Here is a 20,691-nt window from a genome sequence, read left to right as displayed (position 1 = left end):
AATTTAGAACTCCACTACCTCAGTATTTTCATTATTTAAGGAGCTATCGGTTCTATCCTGGGCGACCCAATCTACCGCTTGAATATAGCCTGCAATACCCGCGATCGTGGGCGATTCAAACATAATTTGTACGGAAAGATCAAGTTCAAAGGCTGAATTAATCCGCGATAACACCTGAGTAGCTAACAGAGAATGACCTCCCAATTCAAAAAAGTTGTCCTTAATGCCAATGCGTTCCAATCCTAAAACCTCACTCCAAATGTGAGTGAGTTGAGCTTCAATGGGATTTCGGGGTAAAACAAAACTGTTAGCCAGATTACGGGTCGCCGCATCAGGAGAAGGTAAAGCTTTACGATCCACCTTACCATTAGGAGTTAAGGGAAGGAAATCAAGCAAAACAAACGCCTGGGGAATCATGTAACTGGGTAGCTTTTGTTGCAGAAATTCCCGTACTTTAGGCACTAACTTTTGGACTAATTTACCGCGCAGAGGATTATTGGTGTAATCACTCCAGGGTTTTGTTTTAATAGGTTTGTCATCCCAGAAAGCAAGCTTTGAAACTGTCCAATCTTTTGAGACCTTCTCCGCTTCTGACTCTGAATCGCGCTGAAAAATGACATCAAAGGAACCGTCTTGACCACTTTCCCACCAACTCAGATGAGCAGTATAACCGAGAGATTCGGCTAATTGCCAAACCTGTTCAGGATTAATACCTGTATCTACTTGTTGGGCTAGGATTTTTTTGAGTTGCTCAACCGTTTCGACTTCAGGCGTATTTTCTACCCATTCCCAAATTTTTAGAGCCTGTTCGACTCGCTGATTAGGAATACCACGAATCCCCAATAATTCAGGTTTTTTGGTCAACAATTGATCTTGAATTTGAGCCAAAGAAAGCTGATCAAGTTGCCAATTAAACCAGGTAATTACTGTTGGTTCGCTGATTGGTAATGGTTGATTATTAATAGATTCTAGATGGAGAGTGACATCATAGCGAAATTGGGTTAACTCATTATTAGCCAAACCCCGTTTAGGTTGAATTTCTACCCAGGCAATTTGGGGAAAATGTTGTTTTAAAGCCAGGAAAAAAGTCGGATCAATAACCAGTTCTTCTTCGCCTGCCACACTTTGGCGCACCTGTTGTTGCCATTGTTCAACGGTTTTGGAGTCAGAGACTTGGGCTAACTGGACAGCAGCGTGATACGGCTCCAATAAAGGTAAACTACGCACATCCCCGACAAAAATCTGACCGCGATCGCCAATGACATTAATCGCTCCTTTCAGTACCTCCAATAGATAGTCCACACTGGGAAAATATTGAATAATCGAATTTAAGACGATGGTATCAAAGGTATGCTGGGCAATGCCCTCAAAATTATCTGCTGTTTGACAGCGTAACTTAACCTTTTCTAAACCTTCAACGGCACTGCACACCCGTTCAACATACTGAATCGCCATCTGGGAATAATCCGTTGCCCAATATTCCAAACAATGCTTGGCCACCCTGGAGAGCAATAAGCCCGTACCACAGCCAATTTCTAAGGCTTGCTCTGGTCGGAAAGCCAAAATACGGCTGACAGTGTTTTCTACCCACTCTCGCATTTCTGGAGCAGGAATCGGTTGGCGAGTATAACTGCTATTCCAACCCGTGATATTAAAAGTTAGGTCGGCTAGGCTGTCTTGCCCTTGACTATAGGTTCTTTCGTAGAGACTTTGCCAATCACTAATGTATTCACTTTGCCATTGAGCTAATTGCTCTGGTAGGGCCTCATTTTGCAGGGCGGGAACCAGGTAAGCCACAAGGCGTTTATCCCCCGCACTATCCTCCCTGGTAACGACAACATTGCCAGCTAATAGGAAATATTGACTTAAAACTGCTTCGATTTCCCCTGTTTCGATACGAAAACCGCGAATTTTTACCTGATTGTCAATGCGTCCCAAAAATTCCAGGCTGCCATCGGGCAGATAACGCGCTAAATCTCCCGTTTTATAGAGTTTTGATGGTTCTTCTCCCCCCTTATTAAGGGGGGCTAGGGGGGGATCAAAAGGATTGGCAATAAATTTTTCAGCCGTTAACTCAGGACGATTGAGATAGCCCCGTGCTAAACCCGCCCCGCCTAAGTGTAGTTCTCCTGGTACACCAATGGGGACAGGTTGTAAGTTTTGGTCTAATAAATAGATTTGGACATTGGCGATCGCCTTACCAATAGTCGGGGCCGAAAAGCGATCAAACGTTGGTGATTTGACCAGTCCAGAGGTGGCAACCACTGTATTTTCCGTTGGGCCATAGTTGTTAACCACCTGAAAGGGAAGGGACGCAGCAGGATAAAAATGAAGTTTGTCACCCCCCAGTAACAGGGTTTTTAGGCAAGAATGATTCGGCCAATCTAAGACTAGTAATTTTTCAGCGACAGGCGTTGGCACAAAACTAATGGTAATTTCTTGATTCAGCAACCAATCCCGTAAATTTGTCGGTGAGAGCAGAATATTTTGGGGAACCAGATTAATAGAGGCTCCTACGGTGAGATAGGGCCACAATTCCCAAACCGTTGCATCGAAAGCAATACCCGCCATTTGGGTGGCTTTATCTAAGGAACTAATCTTAAACGCTTGTTGATGCCAGAAAATCAAGTTAAGTAGAGCTTGATGGGAAATCAGTACCCCTTTGGGTTGCCCTGTGGAACCAGAGGTATAGATGCAATAGGCTAGATCGCTAGTTTGTACCTTGAGGTCTGGGTTGGTTTGTGGTTGGTAAGCAATTTGTGACCAGTCTCGGTCTAAGTAAATAACTTTCGCCTGATTTTTGGGAAATTTTTCTGCCAGTTCTGCTTGGGTTAATAGGATTGAAATTTGAGTATCTTCGAGAATGAATTGGGTGCGTACTGGGGGATATTCAGGATCAATGGGGAGATAGGCGGCTCCTGTTTTAAGAATAGCTAAAAATGCGATCGCCATCTCTAGGGAACGTTCAAGATAAACCCCGACGATTTGTTCCTTAATCACCCCTAACGATTGAAGATAATGAGCTAATTGATTAGCACGATGGTTTAATTCTCCGTAGGTTAAAACTTGATCTTCAAAAATGAGGGCGCACCGCGTAGCGGATCTCTCCGAGATCGCCTCTGGTTGACTTGCCGCTTGAACTTCAAATAACTGATGAACAAGCTTATCTTGGGGATAATCGGCCTGAGTTTGATTCCAATTCACTAAAAGTTGCTTTTGTTCCTGTTCCGACAACAAAGGTAATAAGCCCACCGATTGTTGAGGATTAGCAATAATCGCCTTGAGTATATTCTGAAAATGTTCTAATAGACGGGCGATCGTTGTCCCATCAAATAGGTCAATGTTGTAGCAGCAAAATCCAGCTATGCCGTCGTTAACCTCTGACAGATGAACCTCTAGGTCAAAACGAGCAGGATCAAGTTCCCAAGACATTTCTGCAATGGTCAAACCAGGTAAATTCCAGGCTTCATTAGTCGCATTTTGTAGGGCAAACATCACCTGTACAAGGGGATTACGGTCTAATTTGCGCTCTAGCTGCAATTCTTCCACTAACATTTCAAAGGGCAAATCTTGATGCTCATAGGCATCCTGAGTAACCGTCTGTACTTGTTTTAAGAAAGCCGCAAAGCTCGGTTTTTCTGATAAATCTAATCTCAACGCCAGGGTATTGACAAAAAAGCCTATTAATCCCTCAATTTCTCGACGATTACGGTTGGCGATCGCTGAACCAATCACGATATCAGTCTGGCCACTATAACGGGATAAAACTACCCCAAAAGCAGCCAACAAAGTCATAAACAAAGTGCAACCCGACTGTTGACTTAAGGCTTTTAATTGTTGCGTCAGCTTAATATCTAGCTGAAATCTTTCTGTTTTGCCTTGAAAGGTTTGGATGGCAGGACGAGGGCGATCTGTGGGCAGTTCTAATAGGGGAGGAGCATCCGCTAATTGTCGCTTCCAATATTCCAATTGAGCCGCTAAAACCTTACCCTGTAACCACTGTCGCTGCCAAACGGCAAAATCTGCATACTGAATTGGTAAATCAGGCAAAGTCGGTGCTTCTCCCATAGCAAAAGCCCTATAGAGATGGGAAAATTCACGAACAAAAACACCGATTGACCAGCCATCGGAAATAATATGGTGCATATTAATTAATAAAATATGCTTTTCAGGCTGTAACTTTAAGAGCGTTACCCTCAGTAAAGGACTCTTGGTTAAATCGAAAGGCGTTTGGGCTTCTGCCTGGGCTAATTTTTCTGCCTCGGCTTCCTTTCCTTCCAAATTAACGATCGATAATTCCCAAATCGGATTGGGATCAATCACCTGAACTGGAACACCGTCAATTGGTTGGAAACTGGTACGCAATGGCTCATGACGTTGGATTATCGCTCCTAGAGCTTGTTTGAGAGCTTCTACCTGGAGAGAACCGCTTAAACTCAAGGCCCCCGTCATGTTATAGGTTCCCGTTGCTCCTTCTAGTTGATACAGAAACCAAAGTCGCGCCTGGGCAAAGGATAGGGGTAATTTGGTATCACGGGCAATCGGAAGAATGGTTCTAGGGTTAATTTGCTCCTCTGAACCCAGTTGCTCAAGAAATTGAATGATTTCTGCTTTACGGTTTTTGAGTTCTGTCTGAATGTCTGGGGTCATTACGCCCTGGGGCGCATTACAACGCAAGCGATCGCCGTCCATCCAGAGTTTAATATCTTGATTGGCTAAATCTGACAAAAACGTTTCAATGGATTTCATAGTTCAATCTCCTCGCGATCGCCTGATAAATGATCAATAGGGGTTTGTAATTTTTGTAAAGTAGTCTGAATTTCTATTACAGCCGAAGCCAAATCCGCCACAGTCGGTTGTTCAAATAGGCGACGTAGGGGCAACTCTAGGGAAAAACTTTCTCGTAATCGTGAAATAACTTGAGTGGCTTGCAAAGAATTACCGCCGATCTCAAAAAAGTTATCATAAATTCCTACTTTTTCTAGTTTTAAAACTTGACCAAAAATAGTCGCGATCGCCTCTTGGGTAGGATTATCTGGAGCCACATAATCTACCGAACGATGTAACTCTGGATTGGGCAACGGTAAAGCACGGCGATCAATTTTGCCATTGCTGGTTAACGGTAAATTTTCGAGGATCAGCCAATGGTCTGGAACCATATAGTTGGGAACTTGCTGTTTAACAAATTCTCGTAATGATTGAGTCGTAAAAGCAGGATCAGTAACCACAACATAGGCTACCAAAGCCCGATTTTCAGGCTGATCATTGTCACTCACCAAAACCACCGCTTCTCGTACCTGGGGATGGGAAAGCAAAACCGCTTCGATTTCCCCCAATTCAATCCGAAAACCGCGAATTTTGACCTGATTATCTATGCGTCCTACATATTCAATGTTGCCATCGGGTAAATAACGAGCCAAATCTCCCGTTTTATAGAGTTTTGATAGTTGATCTCTCCATTTTTTAAGAGTTTCATCGCTCTCATCTCCCCCCTTTTTAAGAGTTTTATTGCTCTCATCTCCCCCCTTTTTAAGGGGGGTTAGGGGGGGATCAAACGGATTAGGAATAAATTTTTCAGCCGTTAACTCAGGTTTGTTTAAATAACCTCGTGCCAAGCCAACTCCACCAATATGTAATTCTCCTATCACCCCGATAGGCACTGGCTGAAGATAAGCATCTAAAATGTAAATTTGGGTATTGGCGATCGGCCGACCAATAGGTACTGTTTTCAAATTACTATCGGATTGACATTGCCAAAACGTGACATCAATCGCGGCTTCGGTTGGGCCATAGAGATTGTGTAATTCACAGGTTAAACGGGCAAAAAAACGTTCTTGAAGTTCTAAGGAGAGAGCTTCACCGCTACAAATTACTCGCTTGATGCTAGTACAATTTTCTACGTCTTTTTCTGTTAGAAAAACCTGTAGCATGGAAGGAACAAAGTGTAATGTTGTTACTTGTTGCTCTTGGATAAGCTTGACTAAGTAACTGGCATCTTTATGACCATTCGGCTTGGCAAAAACTAAACGCGCTCCGTTTAATAGGGGCCAGAACAATTCCCACACTGAAACATCAAAGCTAAAAGGAGTCTTTTGTAAAACACAATCTTCTGCGGTTAATTGATAAGCTTCTTGCATCCATAACAAGCGATTACTAATGCCCTGATGAGTATTCATCGCCCCTTTCGGTTTACCTGTCGAACCAGAAGTATAAATGATATAGGAAAGATTATTCGTTGTAACTGAATTTTCGGGATTGACATTCTTGGTCTGGGCAATAGTTTGGTCATCGCTATCCAAACAAATAATCTTGGCAGTAGCCGTCTCTGAAGACTGAGAAAAAGATGGCAGTAAATGCTGTTGTGTTAAGAGCAGAGAAACTTGACTATCCTCTAACATAAACTGAAGCCGTTCAGGGGGATAGTCTGGATCAATAGGGACATAAACTCCTCCCGCCTTAAGAATCCCCAATAATCCGACAATCATTTCTAAAGAACGTTCTACAGCAATGCCAACTAAAACCTCTGGCCCAACTCCTAAACTTTGTAAATAATGGGCTAACTGATTAGCTCGCTGATTTAATTCCCCGTATGTTAATTGTTGGGTTTCAAATATCACTGCCACAGCATCGGGAGTCCGTTCAACTTGCGCTTCAAACAATTGATGAATACAGAAATCCTGGGCATAATCGGTCTTGATCTGATTCCAATCCGCTTTGCTACATTGTCCAATAGATGCACAAACACTCGCTTCTGTCGGGCCATAAGCATTAAAAAAGTTTCTACCGACTGACCATTGTTTAACCAAATCAGGAGAACAAGCTTCACCCGCCACAATTAAAGTTTGCAAAGCGGGTAACGGTTCTTTCGGTAAAACCCCTAAGGCCGAAGGTGGTAAAGTAACATGGGTAATTCCATTCTTTTGTAAGCATTCAATTAACGGTTGACCTGGCAATAAAGAATCTTTGGAAGCAAGATAAAGAGTCGCTCCAGAACCAAAGGTCATTAAAATTTCTGAAATGCAAGCATCAAAACTAAAGGAAGCAAATTGCAACACACGGCTGTGATTATGAACTGCAAAAGTTTGAATTTGAGCGATCGCTAAATTAAGCAAGCCGCGATGTTCAACCATCACCCCTTTGGGTTTCCCCGTAGAGCCAGAAGTATAAATCACATTCGCTAACTTAGAACCAGTTAATCTGTTTTGAAGATTATCTTGAGAATATTGAGAAACCTCAGCTTGAATGTCATCTAAACAAATTAGAGTCGCTTGAGAGGGAGGTAATATTGCTAATAAAGATCGTTGGGTAATCAAAAAAGGAGCTTGAGCGTCTTCTAACATAAACTGAAGCCGTTCAGGGGGATAGTCTGGATCGAGAGGCACATAAGCTCCTCCCGCCTTAAGAATCCCCAATAATCCGACAATCATTTCTAAAGAACGTTCTACCGCAATGCCAACTAAAACTTCTGGCCCAACTCCTAACGTTTGTAAATACTGGGCTAACTGATTTGCTCGACCATGTAACTCAGTGTATGTTAACTGTTGGTTTTCAAATACCACCGCGATCGCATCAGGAGTCCGTTCAACTTGCGCTTCAAACAATTGATGAATGCACTGATCTTGAGGATAATCGGTCTTGGTATTATTCCAATCCACTAATAACTGTTGTCGTTGAGCAGGACTTAATAAGGACAATTGCCGCAGATTTTGTTGGGGATCATTAACCACTAACTCAAGTAAGGTTTGGAAATGACCTAACCAACGCTGAATTGTTTCATCCTTAAATAAATCCGTATTGTAGTCACAGTCAATCAGAGCTTCTCCGCCCATTTCTGTCACATTTAAATGCAAATCCCGATCCTTAAAACTAATCGGTTGAGGCAGTAAGCTAACCTCTAATCCCCTCATTTTGGGTAGGCTAATCGCTGGCTCTAAATTGAAACTGACATCAATTAAAGGAGAGCGACTGGTATTGTGGGGCAAATTAAGTTGACTCAGTAATAAGGCAAAAGGATAGTCCTGATGTTCGTAGGCCGATAACAAAACCCCGCGCATTTGTTTGAGATAATCGGCAAAACTGGGATTACCTGCTAATTGACTGCGAATGGGTAAAAAATGGGTGCAGTAACCCACCATGCCTTCACTGTCTAAAAGGGCGCGTCCAGAAGCAGGCAAACCCACTAAAATGTCATCCTGTCCCGTCAAACGATGAATAAGAAGGTTATAAACCGATAACAGGGTCATCAGTAAGGTACAGCCATTTTTTCGACTAAATTGCTTTAATTTTTCCGTAAATTGACTATCTAGGATCAGACTTTGACGATTAGCTTGGTAACTGGGTAAAGCTGGACGCGGTTGGTCAGTGGGTAAATTCAAAACTGGGGGATTAGTGAGAGTCGCTAACCAATAAGCTTCCTGTTTTTTCAGTTCTTGCCGTTGGCTAGGCTGGGTTTGCCAGGCGATTAATTCCCGAAACTGTTTAGGGGTTTTAAGAGCGGCACTAACACCCTGACATTTAGCCGAATATAACTCTCCCAATTCTCGAAGGATTACCCCCATTGACCAACCGTCGGCAATAATGTGATGGGTTGTTAATACTAATAAATGTAATTCTGGTTCTAGTTTGAGTAGATGCCAACGCACGAGAGAACCTTGGCTCAAATCAAAGGGTTTTTGGCTTTCTGCTTTTAACCATTGCTGTTGTTGGTCGGTGCCGAGGTCTAATATGGGACAGTTAATCTCTACCTGGGGCAGAATTTCTTGGCTATCTCCCTGGGCATTAATCTTGGTTCTTAATGCTTCGTGGCGATCGCTGATTTGTTGAATCGCCTGGGTCATAGCGACTGGATTTAAAGGGCCGCGTAATTGCAAAGTCACCGATTGGTTATAGGCAACAGAGCCGTTTTCTCCTAATTGGGCCAAAATCCAAAGTTGTCGTTGGGCTTCAGTGAGAGGGATGTGATCCCCCCCTAACCCCCCTTGATAAGGGGGGAGATTTTGATCACCTTCTAATTTCCCTTGATAAGGGGGGAGATTTTGATCACCTTCTAATTTCCCTTGATAAGGGGGGAGATTTTGATCACCCTCTAATTTCCCTTGATAAGGGGGGAGATTTTGATCACCCTCTAATTTTCCTGGATAAGGGCGGATATGAGGTTGATATAATTCCTTCAGGGTCTGGAGATGGGGTAAATTAGCCAAAACCGTCTGTTCATCTACTCCAAAGTCAATAAAACAAGCCACTTCATCCACACCGACGGACTGCAAATGATCAATGATCTGACAACAAGATTCAGGTGTGCCGATTAAAGCACTGGTTTCTACATAGCGTTTATAGGCAGAAGCCAGGAGAAATTCCCGATCTTCTTCTTTTAAGCGTTCAAAATCCACTTCCATGCCCTGGCTCTTGACCATATTTTGTAAGAGTCCGACGGAAGAGGTGAGGTAATGGCCAAAGGGTTGACGCGCCTGTTCTCGAACTTGTTCTAAATCATTCCCAACAAAGGTATGCAATAAGACTGTCACCGTTCCCGATGCGGGATCATAACCATGCTCTGTCAAAGATTGACGATAAAGGGCAATATTGCGGGCTAAATCTTCAACGCTTTGTCCCATGAGATTCGTTAAAATACCTGCTCCGATCGCCCCTGCTCTGACATAGGTATCGGGATTATTAACAATGGTGATCCAAGTCGGTAATTGGGACTGCATCGGTTGGGGATAGGTTTTTACCTCTACCATTTGACCCTTACCGTCTAGCACGGCGATCGCTTCTCCCCGCCAAAGTTTCTGGACGGTTTCAATTTCTTGGAACATCAGTTCTCGATGCTGACCAAAGGACTGGGGAGCCAACACAAAATCCTGGGAATGCCAACCCGATGCAAAGGCAATACCGACGCGACCCTGGGAAAGATTATCCACTACGGCCCATTCTTCAGCCACTCGGATCGAATGGTGTAGGGGTAAAACCACACTGCCCGATCGCAGTTGAATCTGTTTAGTTTCCCTAGCTAAAGCGGCAGCCAAAACTGAAGGATTGGGAGAAAATCCGCCAAAAGCATGGAAATGACGTTCAGGAATCCAAATAGCCGTAAAACCAGCGCGATCGCCAAATTTAGCCCCTTCAAACAGCAAGTTGTATTTATTTGGGTTAAATTCTGCTTCATAGCTACCGAAATAGTACAGACTGAGCTGCATGGTTTTTCGGGCTTGAGAACCACTTTTTTGCCCTAACTTACTGTCAACAGAACAATACTCTCCTACCTTATCAAGGGGGGTTAGGGGGGGATCAACCAATCCTTGCCTGGTCGTTGCCCGAATAGCATTAGTAGAAACAGGGTTAGAGACAAGGCTATTATTAATGGCAATTGGTTCAACGAGGTTGGTGCTTAATTGAGGCGTTTGAACTGACCAGGAAGGCTTTTTTGCGGGGAGAAAACCTCCTTGACGCAATTCCGCGACGCTATCCTTAACCGTTTGGACAAATTGAGCAAGATCCGCTGAACTATGGGCTGTCGAAAGGAAATGTTTACGCCATTCCCAGACATAAATGCCTTTTTCTACCATGTGATAGAAAAGTAAATCTAAATTGCCTGCCAGGGCAAAACGGAAGAAGGAACTAAACTGTTCAATTTTAATGGGAACTTCTTCTGCTTGAAAATACTGGTTGAGAGTATCAGCTAAGGACTTGGTGCGTTCATTTAATTGTTGTTGCAGACCTGGCCCCTGCTCCTTCAAATGGGTAAGGACAGCCCTAGCCGCCACCATTGCTAAAGGATGCTGATTAAAGGTTCCCCCAAAAAAGGTTCTGTCCACCCCAGGATAGGATTTATCGCCATAATTCCACATTCCCCCGTCAATACTGTCTAGATAACGGGCCTTACCCGCGACGACTCCAATGGGCATTCCTCCCGCAATCACCTTGCCATAGGTGGCAATATCCGCCTGTACTCCAAATAAAGCTTGCGCTCCTCCTGGGTGCGATCGAAAACCCGTAATCATTTCATCAAAAATCAGGGCTATTCCCGTTTGACTGGTAATTTGTCGCAGACTTTGGAGAAATTGTGTTGGTTGTAACAGGGGATTATTACTTTGGATTGGTTCTACCAATACGGCGGCTAAATCCTGTCCATAGTTTTGTAAATAATCCAGAGCCTCGGTGCTGCCATAGTCCAATACCACTACATCTGAGCAAATACTTTGGGGAACGCCTAAAGCCAGGGGAAAGAAACGGGATTCGTTGTCAATTATTTGCTTTCTGACTAGAGTTCCGTCCGCATGACCGTGATAGGAGCCTTCAAAGAGGGCAATTTTACTGCGACCGGTTGTGGCCCTGGCGATACGGATAGCGGCCATCACTGCTTCGGTTCCAGAGTTGCAAAAACAAGCTCGTTCGGCTCCCGTGAGTTCACAAATTAGGGCGGCCACTTCTCCTACGATCGGCGATCGCGGACTAAGGTGAATCCCTTCGCTGAGTTGGCTTTGTATGGCCGACATAATGAAATCGGGTTGATGGCCAAACAACGTTACCCCTTGCCCCATCGTCATATCAATATATTCATTGCCATCTACATCCCAAATTCTTGATCCTTGAGAACGTTGGGCCACAATGGGATAGAGCATTTCTTTAATGGACATACGGAACCCAACAGAAGCTCGACTATCCGCCACAACAGAGCGATCGCGTTGCACAATTTGCTTAGAAGTTTTTGTACGCTCAGTAAAGCGGGTAATTAATTCGTCCAGATGTTGCTGTTGTTGGCTTGTTAATCCTCCCGTCGGTGGTTTTTTCGGCCCCCAGGGAGTGGCGGTAATTTTAGGTTGGGGAGAGGGGGAGAGGGGGAGAGGGGGAGGTGTTGGGGGAGTAGGAGGAGTGAGAAGTGTGTTGACTTTAACTGGAGTGATGGGAGATGGGCTATTTTCTGGGCTTGCGGCGATCGCAGGAGTAAAATTGGCTGTTTGCAAAACTTCTAGCTGTTTGGCCATCAATTGCAACTGTTGACTCATAATGCTTTCCAAAGCAGAACTAGCCATCTGTGATGTCGTTGCGGGTACATTATTTGGCTGTGGTACGAAAACTTGAGGAACTTCAACTCCTCCCATTCCTCCCATGCCCCCTACTCCTCCCACACTCTCACGCGGGGCCACTGCTGAAAAGACGGTCGAAGCCGTCTGGCTGTGAAAGCCGTTGCTGTTAGGACTCACCAACCCATTGGGCGATCGGTTATTGGAGCAGGCAGAAGCTATCTCGGTATTAGCTGGAGCAGTCTGAACATCAGTAGCCAGATTCTGAGCCAAATAAATTGCTAAAGCCTCTAAGGTTGATAACTCCTCAAATAACTGACGAATGGCAATTTTAACGCCGTAGGTATTTTCAATCCGTCTGACTGCCTCAACCATGACAATGGAATCTGCCCCAATCTCCAAAAAAGGCGTATGCACATTAACATCAGCAGGGGCCATTTGCAGTAAAGTCCCAACTAAGGTTTGTAACGTGACCAGAATTTCTTGTTGTCGTTGATCGGCGAGGACGGCTTGAGAGTCAAGGGCATTGAGGGTCATGTTTATTTCCTGCGAGGTCGGTTTTACAATTGCAAGCCAATAGCGTTGGCGTTGGAAAGGATAGGTCGGTAGAGTCAGTAAGTTTTGTGGATAATCTCGATTAAAGCCTTCCCAGTTAATTTTGGCTCCCTGGGAATCGTAGAGAATCGCCAAACTATTTAGCAAGCTTTGCCAGTTTTCCTGGGGAGGAGCTAGGGAAAATAGCCAGGTAGCTGATTTTTCTTGGCTAGATTGTTGACCTAATCGAGATAAAGTCGGTTTGGGACTGACTTCCAAAAAGAGATTAAATTTCTGCTCTATCAGGGTTTGAATGCCCGCTAGGAATTGTACAGGCTTTTCTGCTTGATTGCGCCAGTAACGAGCATCTAGTGTTTCTCCCTCTGCTAGTATCTCCCCCGTTAAATTGGTTACTAAGGGAATTTGTAAAGGTTGGTAGGAAACTTGATTGGCCGCCTGTTCTAAGGAATCCAAAATCGGTTCCATTAAAGGCGAGTGAAAGGCATGGGAAACTTTCAGAGGACGGACTTCTATGTCTTCTGCGGTTAAATGAACAATAATTTGGGCGATCGCCGTCGCTTTTCCTGAAATAACGATATTTTCTGGGCTATTGATAGCGGCAATACTCACGTCCGTCTTATATGACTGAATGGCGGCTTTAACCCGATCTTCCGAGGCAAAGACTGCGGCCATTGCACCTTCCTTGGGGAGAGACTGCATCAGTTTTCCCCGCTTGGCAATTAGCGTTAGTCCGTCTTCCAGGCTTAAGGCTCCTCCCACAGTAGCCGCGACATATTCCCCCACACTGTGACCCATTACCACTGCTGGTTCAATTCCCCAGGAACGCCATAACTCTGCTAGGGCATACTCCAGAGCGAATAAAGCAGGTTGGGTATAGGCAGTCTGCTCTAAATAAAAACTCGCTTTTTCAGGGTCTAGGTCAGAGGGATAAAAAATGTCTAAGAGGGGTTTATCTAAATGGGGTTGCAAAATTTCAGCACAGCGATCTAGGGTTTTCCGAAAAGTTGGTTGGGTTTCGTACAGTTGACGACCCATGCCCACATATTGGCAACCCTGACCTGCGAATAAAAAGACAATTTTAGGGCTTTTTCTTTTTTTAGAATTCTTAGTTTCTGTTTTCTTTTCTAGACTGCAAAAATTCTCTAACTTCTGTCCCATTTCTAGGGTATTTTTAGCCACTAAAGCTAAACGATGATTAAAATGCGATCGCCGACTATTAGCGGTAAAACAAATATCAGCCAGGGGAATATCAGGATGATTCGCTAAATACTGTTGATAGCGGTCGGCTGACGCTTTTAAGGCTTCTTCATTCTTGGCGGATAAAGTTAATAAATGCCAGGGACGTTCAAGGGGTTTCTGCTCAATTTCTTGATCTTTCTGAGCAATAACAGGAGCTTCACTGACAATAACATGGGAATTTGTCCCCCCAAAACCAAAGGAACTAATCCCTGCTAAACGTCGTTCGACACCGTTCTCACCCGAAGAATTGGGTTTGATCTGCCAGGGTTGGGACTGAGTGGGAATGGCAAAGGCTGTTTCAGCTAGGGAAATATAGGGATTAAGGGTTTTAAAGTGGAGATTAGGAGGGATTTCTTGGTGCTGTAAGGAGAGAACGACCTTAATCAGACCTGCAATTCCTGCCGCCGCTTCTAAATGACCGATGTTGGTTTTAACGGAACCCAGCCAACAGGTTTGATCGAGCGATCGCCCTTCTCCGAGAACTGCTTTGAGGGATTTAACTTCGATCGGATCGCCTAATTCTGTCCCCGTGCCATGAGCTTCGATATAGCTAATTTTGGAGGGTTCTACCTGGGCATTTTCCAAAGCCTGACGAATGACCGCCTGTTGAGCAGGCCCATTGGGTGCAGTCAGTCCATTACTCAGACCATCCTGATTCACTGCCGAACCTTTAATCACCGCTAAAACGCGATCGCCATCCTTAATGGCATCCTCTAGGCGTTTAAGGATCACCACCCCACAGCCTTCAGAGCGCACATAACCATCGGCACTAGCATCAAAGGTTTTGCAGCGACTATCGGGAGCCATCATTCTGGCTTGAGAAAAAACAACGGTTGTCTCTGGCGACAAAATGAGGTTAACTCCTCCCACTAAGCAGAGGTTGGATTCTTGATTTTGTAAACTCTGACAGGCCAGATGAACGGCGACGAGGGAAGAAGAGCAAGCCGTATCTAGGGACAAACTGGGGCCACGCAGATCAAATACATAGGACAAACGGTTAGCCGCAATACTGGTGCTGTTGCCTGTACCCACATAGGCCGTTAAATTAGCAGAGTTTTGGTAAGCCAGGCGATGATAATCCACATCACTAATACCAATAAAAACCCCTGATTTACTACCCGCTAGGGTTTCAGGTACAATCGCCGCATTTTCTAAGGCTTCCCAAGCGACTTCTAGTAGTAGTCTTTGCTGAGGGTCTAGATAGTTGGCCTCTAGGGGAGAAATTCGGAAAAATTGCGGATCAAATTGATCTACGTTTTTCAAAAAACCACCCTGGCGACTATACATTTTTTTCGCGGTAGCGGGTGTAGAATCATAAAAATTGTCAATATCCCAACGTTCACGGGGAATATCGGCGATCGCATCCACCCCATCTCGCATGAGTCGCCAGAAAGCCTCTGGATTGTCAGCCCCTGGAAAACGACAACCAATACCAATAATTGCGATGGGTTCCATAGAAAAGAGTCCTTACTGCGATTGTCCTAATTTAAGCATTTACCGTTTCTTTGAATTGACGAAAAGCCTTAACATTATTGGCGATCGCTCGGTCAATGGAACCCCCCGCTTTCATTATTTGCATTTCACGGTTAACGGGCCATAGGTAATCCAAATTATCGGTTAAACGTAGCATATTCTTAAGCATTTTTTGATGATACTTAACTTGCACATCAAAGCCGTCATGCTCTTGGCACAAACATTTCTCTAGCCAATAGAGGGACTCTTCTTCTGACATTCCAAATAAAGGCGATCGCAGAATTTTATCGTAATAGGACAGGAAAGAAGCATCTTCTCGAAAAATAGAAACCATTCCCATTGATAAATTTCCTAAAAATCCTCTTTGCATCCTATAGAAAACCAAATTTCCAATAAACTGCTCATAGGCTGTCGGCTTAGAAAACTCCTTATACAAATCACGACCGATCAATTGGGAAGTCGTGGTATGAAACGCCTCATCTAAAAGATGATAATGAGAAACTGCCGTAGGAACGGGAATAAATGCTTCCTTTCTTTCCAATTCTCTGAAATAACGAGAATATTTATGTTCGTGACTTTTTAAGCTCATATTACCCGTTAAACGATAGGTATAGTGTTGACAGGCTAAAAAGGGAGAACTACCCCAATGGAAGGCAAAAAACTGGAGCAAAAACTGAGGATTTGCCACCCCAAAATAACCTTTATTAGAAGCATTTAGAAATATACCTTTTTCTTCTAATTCTAGTAAATGGGAAGAATAATACTCTGATGAGTTTTTGATCAGAGTTTTACTTAAAGAACGTAAACTCTTATATTGTAATTCCGAGTAGGAGGAAACCGAACTAAGGTTTAAAATTTGTTCTCCCACTTTCGAGGTTATTTTTTTACTTTTACCAGCCTTGCCAGCAGCATTTTTATTAGGTTTCAGTTTTAAAGCTTGTTTTCCTAACAGAGCAATTTTTGTTTTACTACCAATATTTTGAAAGGCATGAATATGGTACTTTTCTTGATCGCTTTCATGCTCTAAGGTTGAGCAAAGGGAATCATAGCCACCGACTTTCGCAAAGACACCAGCCGTCACCTGATTGTAGTTAATTGTACTTGCTTCACTAGCAGCAGTGTAATCATACTGCGCCCCCCAATATAAATGATTGAGAGCTAACTTTTGAGAATCGGAAGCTTGCTCATAAAGAGGCGTTCCGTACAAAATTGACAGTTCGGGATCTCCCCATAGATGCTCACTATTACTGGCATAATCAAAGCTTTTTTCAAGGGCTTCAATTTTTTCGGTATAGTCAGATTCGAGATTGTGACGATAATTAGTATTATTCAGTTTGAGAGGTCTTGGAGTTGACTGATTTAAGATGGGAGAATTTTCCTGCATGGTCTTGGAGTCTTGAATGGTATTCATAGCTTTTATTGTTCCAGAGAATAATTAACTTTGACCTTTCTGTGAGTGCAGAATTTCTGCTCAAATAAACACACTCTAAATTTAAACTATTTATTTCAGAAAATCAAAATTTTCTAGCATAAATCGGCAAAAATGTTAGGATTGACTGACTTGTTTAGCTAACTTTTCTAGGGTTGGATAATCGTAGATCAAAGTACGATCTAAATCTCGTCCTAACCAATCCTCTAGATCGGCGATCAAGGCAACTACCATAGAAGAATCCAGACCATACTCATCAAAAGGAACGCTCAGATCAATCTCATCTTCGTCCACTTCCATCATTTCTGTCATGTAAGCCACTAACCAGTTTTGAATTTCAGTTAGGGTCGGTTGTTCTTTCTCGTTTGGGGTGTCTTTGGACATTAAACTCGATTTACTTTATTTGAAATGAAACTAACTTTCCAGGTGTTCTAAAACCAAAGAACTTTAGATTTAAGTGAATACAAAAAAATCGTCGGGGATTTAACTAACATAAAAACTTAACACATTAAGTTCCCGTTGAGGAATTTTCTTGGCCCACAATCTCCAGACTTCCCTCTAAAAATTTGGCCCGACAGCTACGACGCTGAATTTTACCGCTAGAGGTTTTCGGTAAACTGCCAGTCCTGATCAGCGCGATCGCATAAACCTGTAAATCATATTCCTGGACGACGGCTTTACGAATGGCTCTTTTTACCTCATCTGTATCTATCTTGCGTAGCCAGGTGCGCTCAACTTCCTGAACCACCACGAGCCGTTCTTCCTCCTTGACTTCAACGGTAAAGGCAGCTCCACAACTGGGACGCAGGGCAGGATGACTATTTTGTACGGTTAATTCAATATCCTGGGGATAATTATTGCGGCCTCGAATGAGAATAACTTCCTTAAGCCGACCTGTGACAAACAATTCACCGTCTTTGATAAAACCCAGGTCTCCTGTCCGTAGAAAAGGGCCTGCTCCTGTATCGGCTAAGTAGGCTTGAAAGGTCTCCTGGGTCTCCTGGGGTTTTCCCCAATAACCCTGGGCGATCGTTGCCCCTGACACCCAAATTTCGCCGACAATTTCAGGTAAAGAAGGCTTTAAGGTTTCGGGATCAACAATAACAATTTTGGTATCAATCGTTGTCCAGCCGCAGCCCACTAGGGTTTGCACATTGGTATCTGTTTCAGTGGCCGCAATAATTTGATTTTTTTCTAGGGCATTGGCCTGAACTCGATAAAAGTAAGGGGGACTATTATACGCAACGGCGGTAACTTTGAGGGTAGCTTCTGCTAAACCGTAGCCAGGACAAAGGGCCGTTGCCTTGAAACCAGAAACTTGAAAAGCCTCCGCAAATTTTTCCAGTACCTCCGCTCTGACGGGTTCAGCCCCATTTAAAGCCATCCGCCAACGGCTCAGGTCTAACGTGGCCCGTTTTTCAGGGGGAATTTTCCGTACACAAAGATCATAGGCAAAGTTAGGGGCGGCACTGTGGGTGGCTTTTTTATCGGAAATGGCTTGTAACCAACGTAAGGGGCGTTCCATAAAGCTGGCAGGCGAGATCATGTAACAGAGAAATCCTTTATACAAAGGCTGAATAACCCCATAAATCAGACCCATATCATGGAACGTCGGTAGCCAAGTCACGATCGCACTGTCTTGATCATGGCCCCAACCGCGATCTAGATCGGCTGAATTAATCAATAAGTTATAGTGACTGACCATCACTCCTTTCGGTGTTCCCGTTGAACCAGAGGTGTACTGTAGAAAAGCTAGACTGTTTTTTTCTAGGGTCGGTTCTTGCCAATCTTCACTGAGGCGATGGTCAATTTCATCGGTAACGACCCATTTCATCGCTGCTAATTCAGGGTCTTTAGTCAATTGGTTTTCCAAACTGGAAAAGAGGGCAGCATTGGTAAAAGTAAATCGAGCTTGAGAATCAGCAATAATCGCCTGTAAACGTAATAGGTTTTGATTGCGTCGGGGTGGATAGGCGGGAATGGCGACGACTCCTGCATACAAACAACCAAAAAAGGCTGAAATAAATTCCAGTCCTGGGGGATAGAGCAATAAACCCCTTTCTCCTTGTGCTTCAAAGGATTGTAAATGAGCAGCGATCGCCCTAGCCTTTTGATCCAGTTCCCCATAGGTTAAACAAGCTTCTTCGGTCTCTCCGTCGCGCAGGAAAATATAGGCGATGCGTTCAGGTTGAGTGCTTGCCCGATAACGGAGTAATTCAACTAGGGTTGAGAACTTATTAAAGGGTTCTTGCAGATCATCATAGTTAATAGTCATAAGAAAAGGATGGGAGTTTGGAAACTCAGCGTCTTTAGACCTGAGAGGAAAAACGACTCAGGGGAATAAATTCCCCTTGCGCTATAATTTAGGTGTGAGTAGGAACAACTATCGGGTGTGACCTTTAGTTGATGAAGGAAAAGAAAAGTGTTAACATGAGATGAAAAGTGACAAAGAGGAAACAATGATGACAGCAAAACTAATTAATGTAGAGGGTTCAAAGATAAAAATAGAACTAACATTAGAACTAAGTCGTTCAATGTTGGATACAGAAATAAATATTCAAAAAGGCTTAAACGAAGTAGGTTGCATCGCCAGCAAAGAAGCCTTGAAATATTTAGATACAGATGGTTCACCCTTAAAAATCGGTGAAGAAATCTGGAAGAGTAAGGGAGAGCAACCGAAAGAATATCAAACACCTTATGGTGAGGTTATAGTGAATCGTCATGTATATCAGCGTTCACCTTTGAGGAAAAACGTATTGCCCCTTAGAAAGAGAAGCAAGGATAATCATAACATCAACGCCATTATTGGCAAAACAGGTATCCTCAAAAATGTCAGGGATGGCAGGCAAAGAGGCGAAAAATGATTTATTAGAAAATCATGGTAGAAAAGTAGCGCTATCCTATATCCAAAGATTGAGTGAAGCAGTAGGAAGTGTGGTACAGGCAAAAGAAGAAGCGTGGAGTTATGCCCCGCCCAAGGAGGATAGCCAAATTGCAACAGTGGGAATAGGATTAGATGGAACCTGTATGCTGATGTGTGAGGATGGCTACCGTGAAGCAATGGTGGGAAACGTTTCCCTATACGATAGTGAAGGCGAACGTCAACCTACAATCTATCTAGGTGCGGCACCAGAGTATGGAAAAAAGAGTTTTCTAGAAAGATTAGAAAGAGAAATTGAGCGAGCGAAAAACCGTTATCCAGAGGCAACATTGGTCGGGATAGCAGACGGGGCAGAATCAAATTGGAAGTTTTTAGAAAAGCAAACGGAAGAACAGATATTAGATTTCTATCATGCCTCTGGTTACTTAGGTGCCTTGGCAGAAGCGTTGCATCCGAATACCGTGTCAAAACAAAAAGAATGGTTGACTGAAAATTGTCGAGAACTCAAGCATGAAAAAGGAAAAGCAGGAGAACTGCTAAATCTGATGAAAGAAGTCAAAGAAGAAAAAAGTCATTCTAAGAATCTTACCGAGAAACTACAAGCGGCGATTACTTATTACGAGAATCATCAGCATCAAATGGATTATGCTGAATACATAGAGAAAAAGTATCCGATTGGTTCAGGTGTTACGGAAGCAGCTTGTAAGACGTTGGTCAAACAACGATTATGTTGTTCAGGGATGCGATGGAAGGAAAAAGGAGCAGGAATTATTTTGAGCCTACGAGCTTTGGTATTGACCAAGGAACGATGGAGTCAATTTTGGGCAAAACTTGATCAATATGGGTTCCCTGTAGAACCCTGATTACAACAGCTTTTATCAACTAAAGGTCGCACCCCAACTATCTACGCATTGAACCCTCCTAGTGTGGTGAAATCCCAGCTAATCGAGTAAGCCTATTGAGAGGTGACACAGACAATGGCAAGCAATGGCAGGTGGGGGAGCGTACCAAACTGGCTGAGTGATGGACTCTGAAAACAAGCAAAAAAAGAAAGGTAAACACAATGGCAGCACCGCGAGGTAGTTGTTTTG

At 43.7% G+C, this 20,691-nt stretch carries 5 protein-coding genes and 1 pseudogene; 1 reads left to right on the top strand and 5 read right to left on the bottom strand.

Features of this window, described 5'->3' with window-relative positions; genetic code table 11:
• Positions 1-3: 3 nt before the first annotated feature.
• The 5 genes from KA717_39845 to KA717_39825 all read right to left on the bottom strand — a co-directional run bounded on the left by KA717_39845 (position 4) and on the right by KA717_39825 (position 18,994).
• The gene (locus tag KA717_39845) at positions 4-4,749 is read right to left on the bottom strand and encodes an amino acid adenylation domain-containing protein (protein ID UXE61413.1); all 4,746 of its coding nucleotides are present in this window, start codon (positions 4,747-4,749) and stop codon (positions 4-6) included.
• The gene (locus KA717_39840) at positions 4,746-15,272 is read right to left on the bottom strand and encodes an amino acid adenylation domain-containing protein (protein UXE61412.1); all 10,527 of its coding nucleotides are present in this window, start codon (positions 15,270-15,272) and stop codon (positions 4,746-4,748) included. Before KA717_39840 ends, KA717_39845 begins: the two co-directional genes overlap by 4 nt.
• 31 nt (positions 15,273-15,303) lie before the next feature.
• Positions 15,304-16,701 carry a hypothetical protein gene (locus tag KA717_39835; protein ID UXE61411.1) on the bottom strand — a complete coding sequence of 466 codons (1,398 nt, stop codon included), beginning with the start codon at positions 16,699-16,701 and terminating at the stop codon, positions 15,304-15,306.
• Positions 16,702-16,836: 135 nt separating this feature from the next.
• The gene (locus KA717_39830) at positions 16,837-17,103 is read right to left on the bottom strand and encodes an acyl carrier protein (GenBank protein ID UXE61410.1); all 267 of its coding nucleotides are present in this window, start codon (positions 17,101-17,103) and stop codon (positions 16,837-16,839) included.
• A gap of 124 nt (positions 17,104-17,227) precedes the next feature.
• On the bottom strand, positions 17,228-18,994 hold the full coding sequence (locus KA717_39825; GenBank protein ID UXE61409.1) for a fatty acyl-AMP ligase: 1,767 nt from the start codon (positions 18,992-18,994) through the stop codon (positions 17,228-17,230).
• Positions 18,995-19,181: 187 nt separating this feature from the next.
• On the opposite strand from KA717_39825, the pseudogene KA717_39820 reads away from it, so the two are divergent.
• A pseudogene (locus KA717_39820) lies at positions 19,182-20,463 on the top strand (ISKra4 family transposase).
• Positions 20,464-20,691: the final 228 nt, after the last annotated feature.

Origin of the sequence: Woronichinia naegeliana WA131, from assembly GCA_025370055.1 — a bacterium.
GTDB classification, from domain to species: domain Bacteria; phylum Cyanobacteriota; class Cyanobacteriia; order Cyanobacteriales; family Microcystaceae; genus Woronichinia; species Woronichinia naegeliana.
Note: the sequence above shows the minus strand (reverse complement) of the source record. Positions and strands in the feature narration are given on the sequence as shown.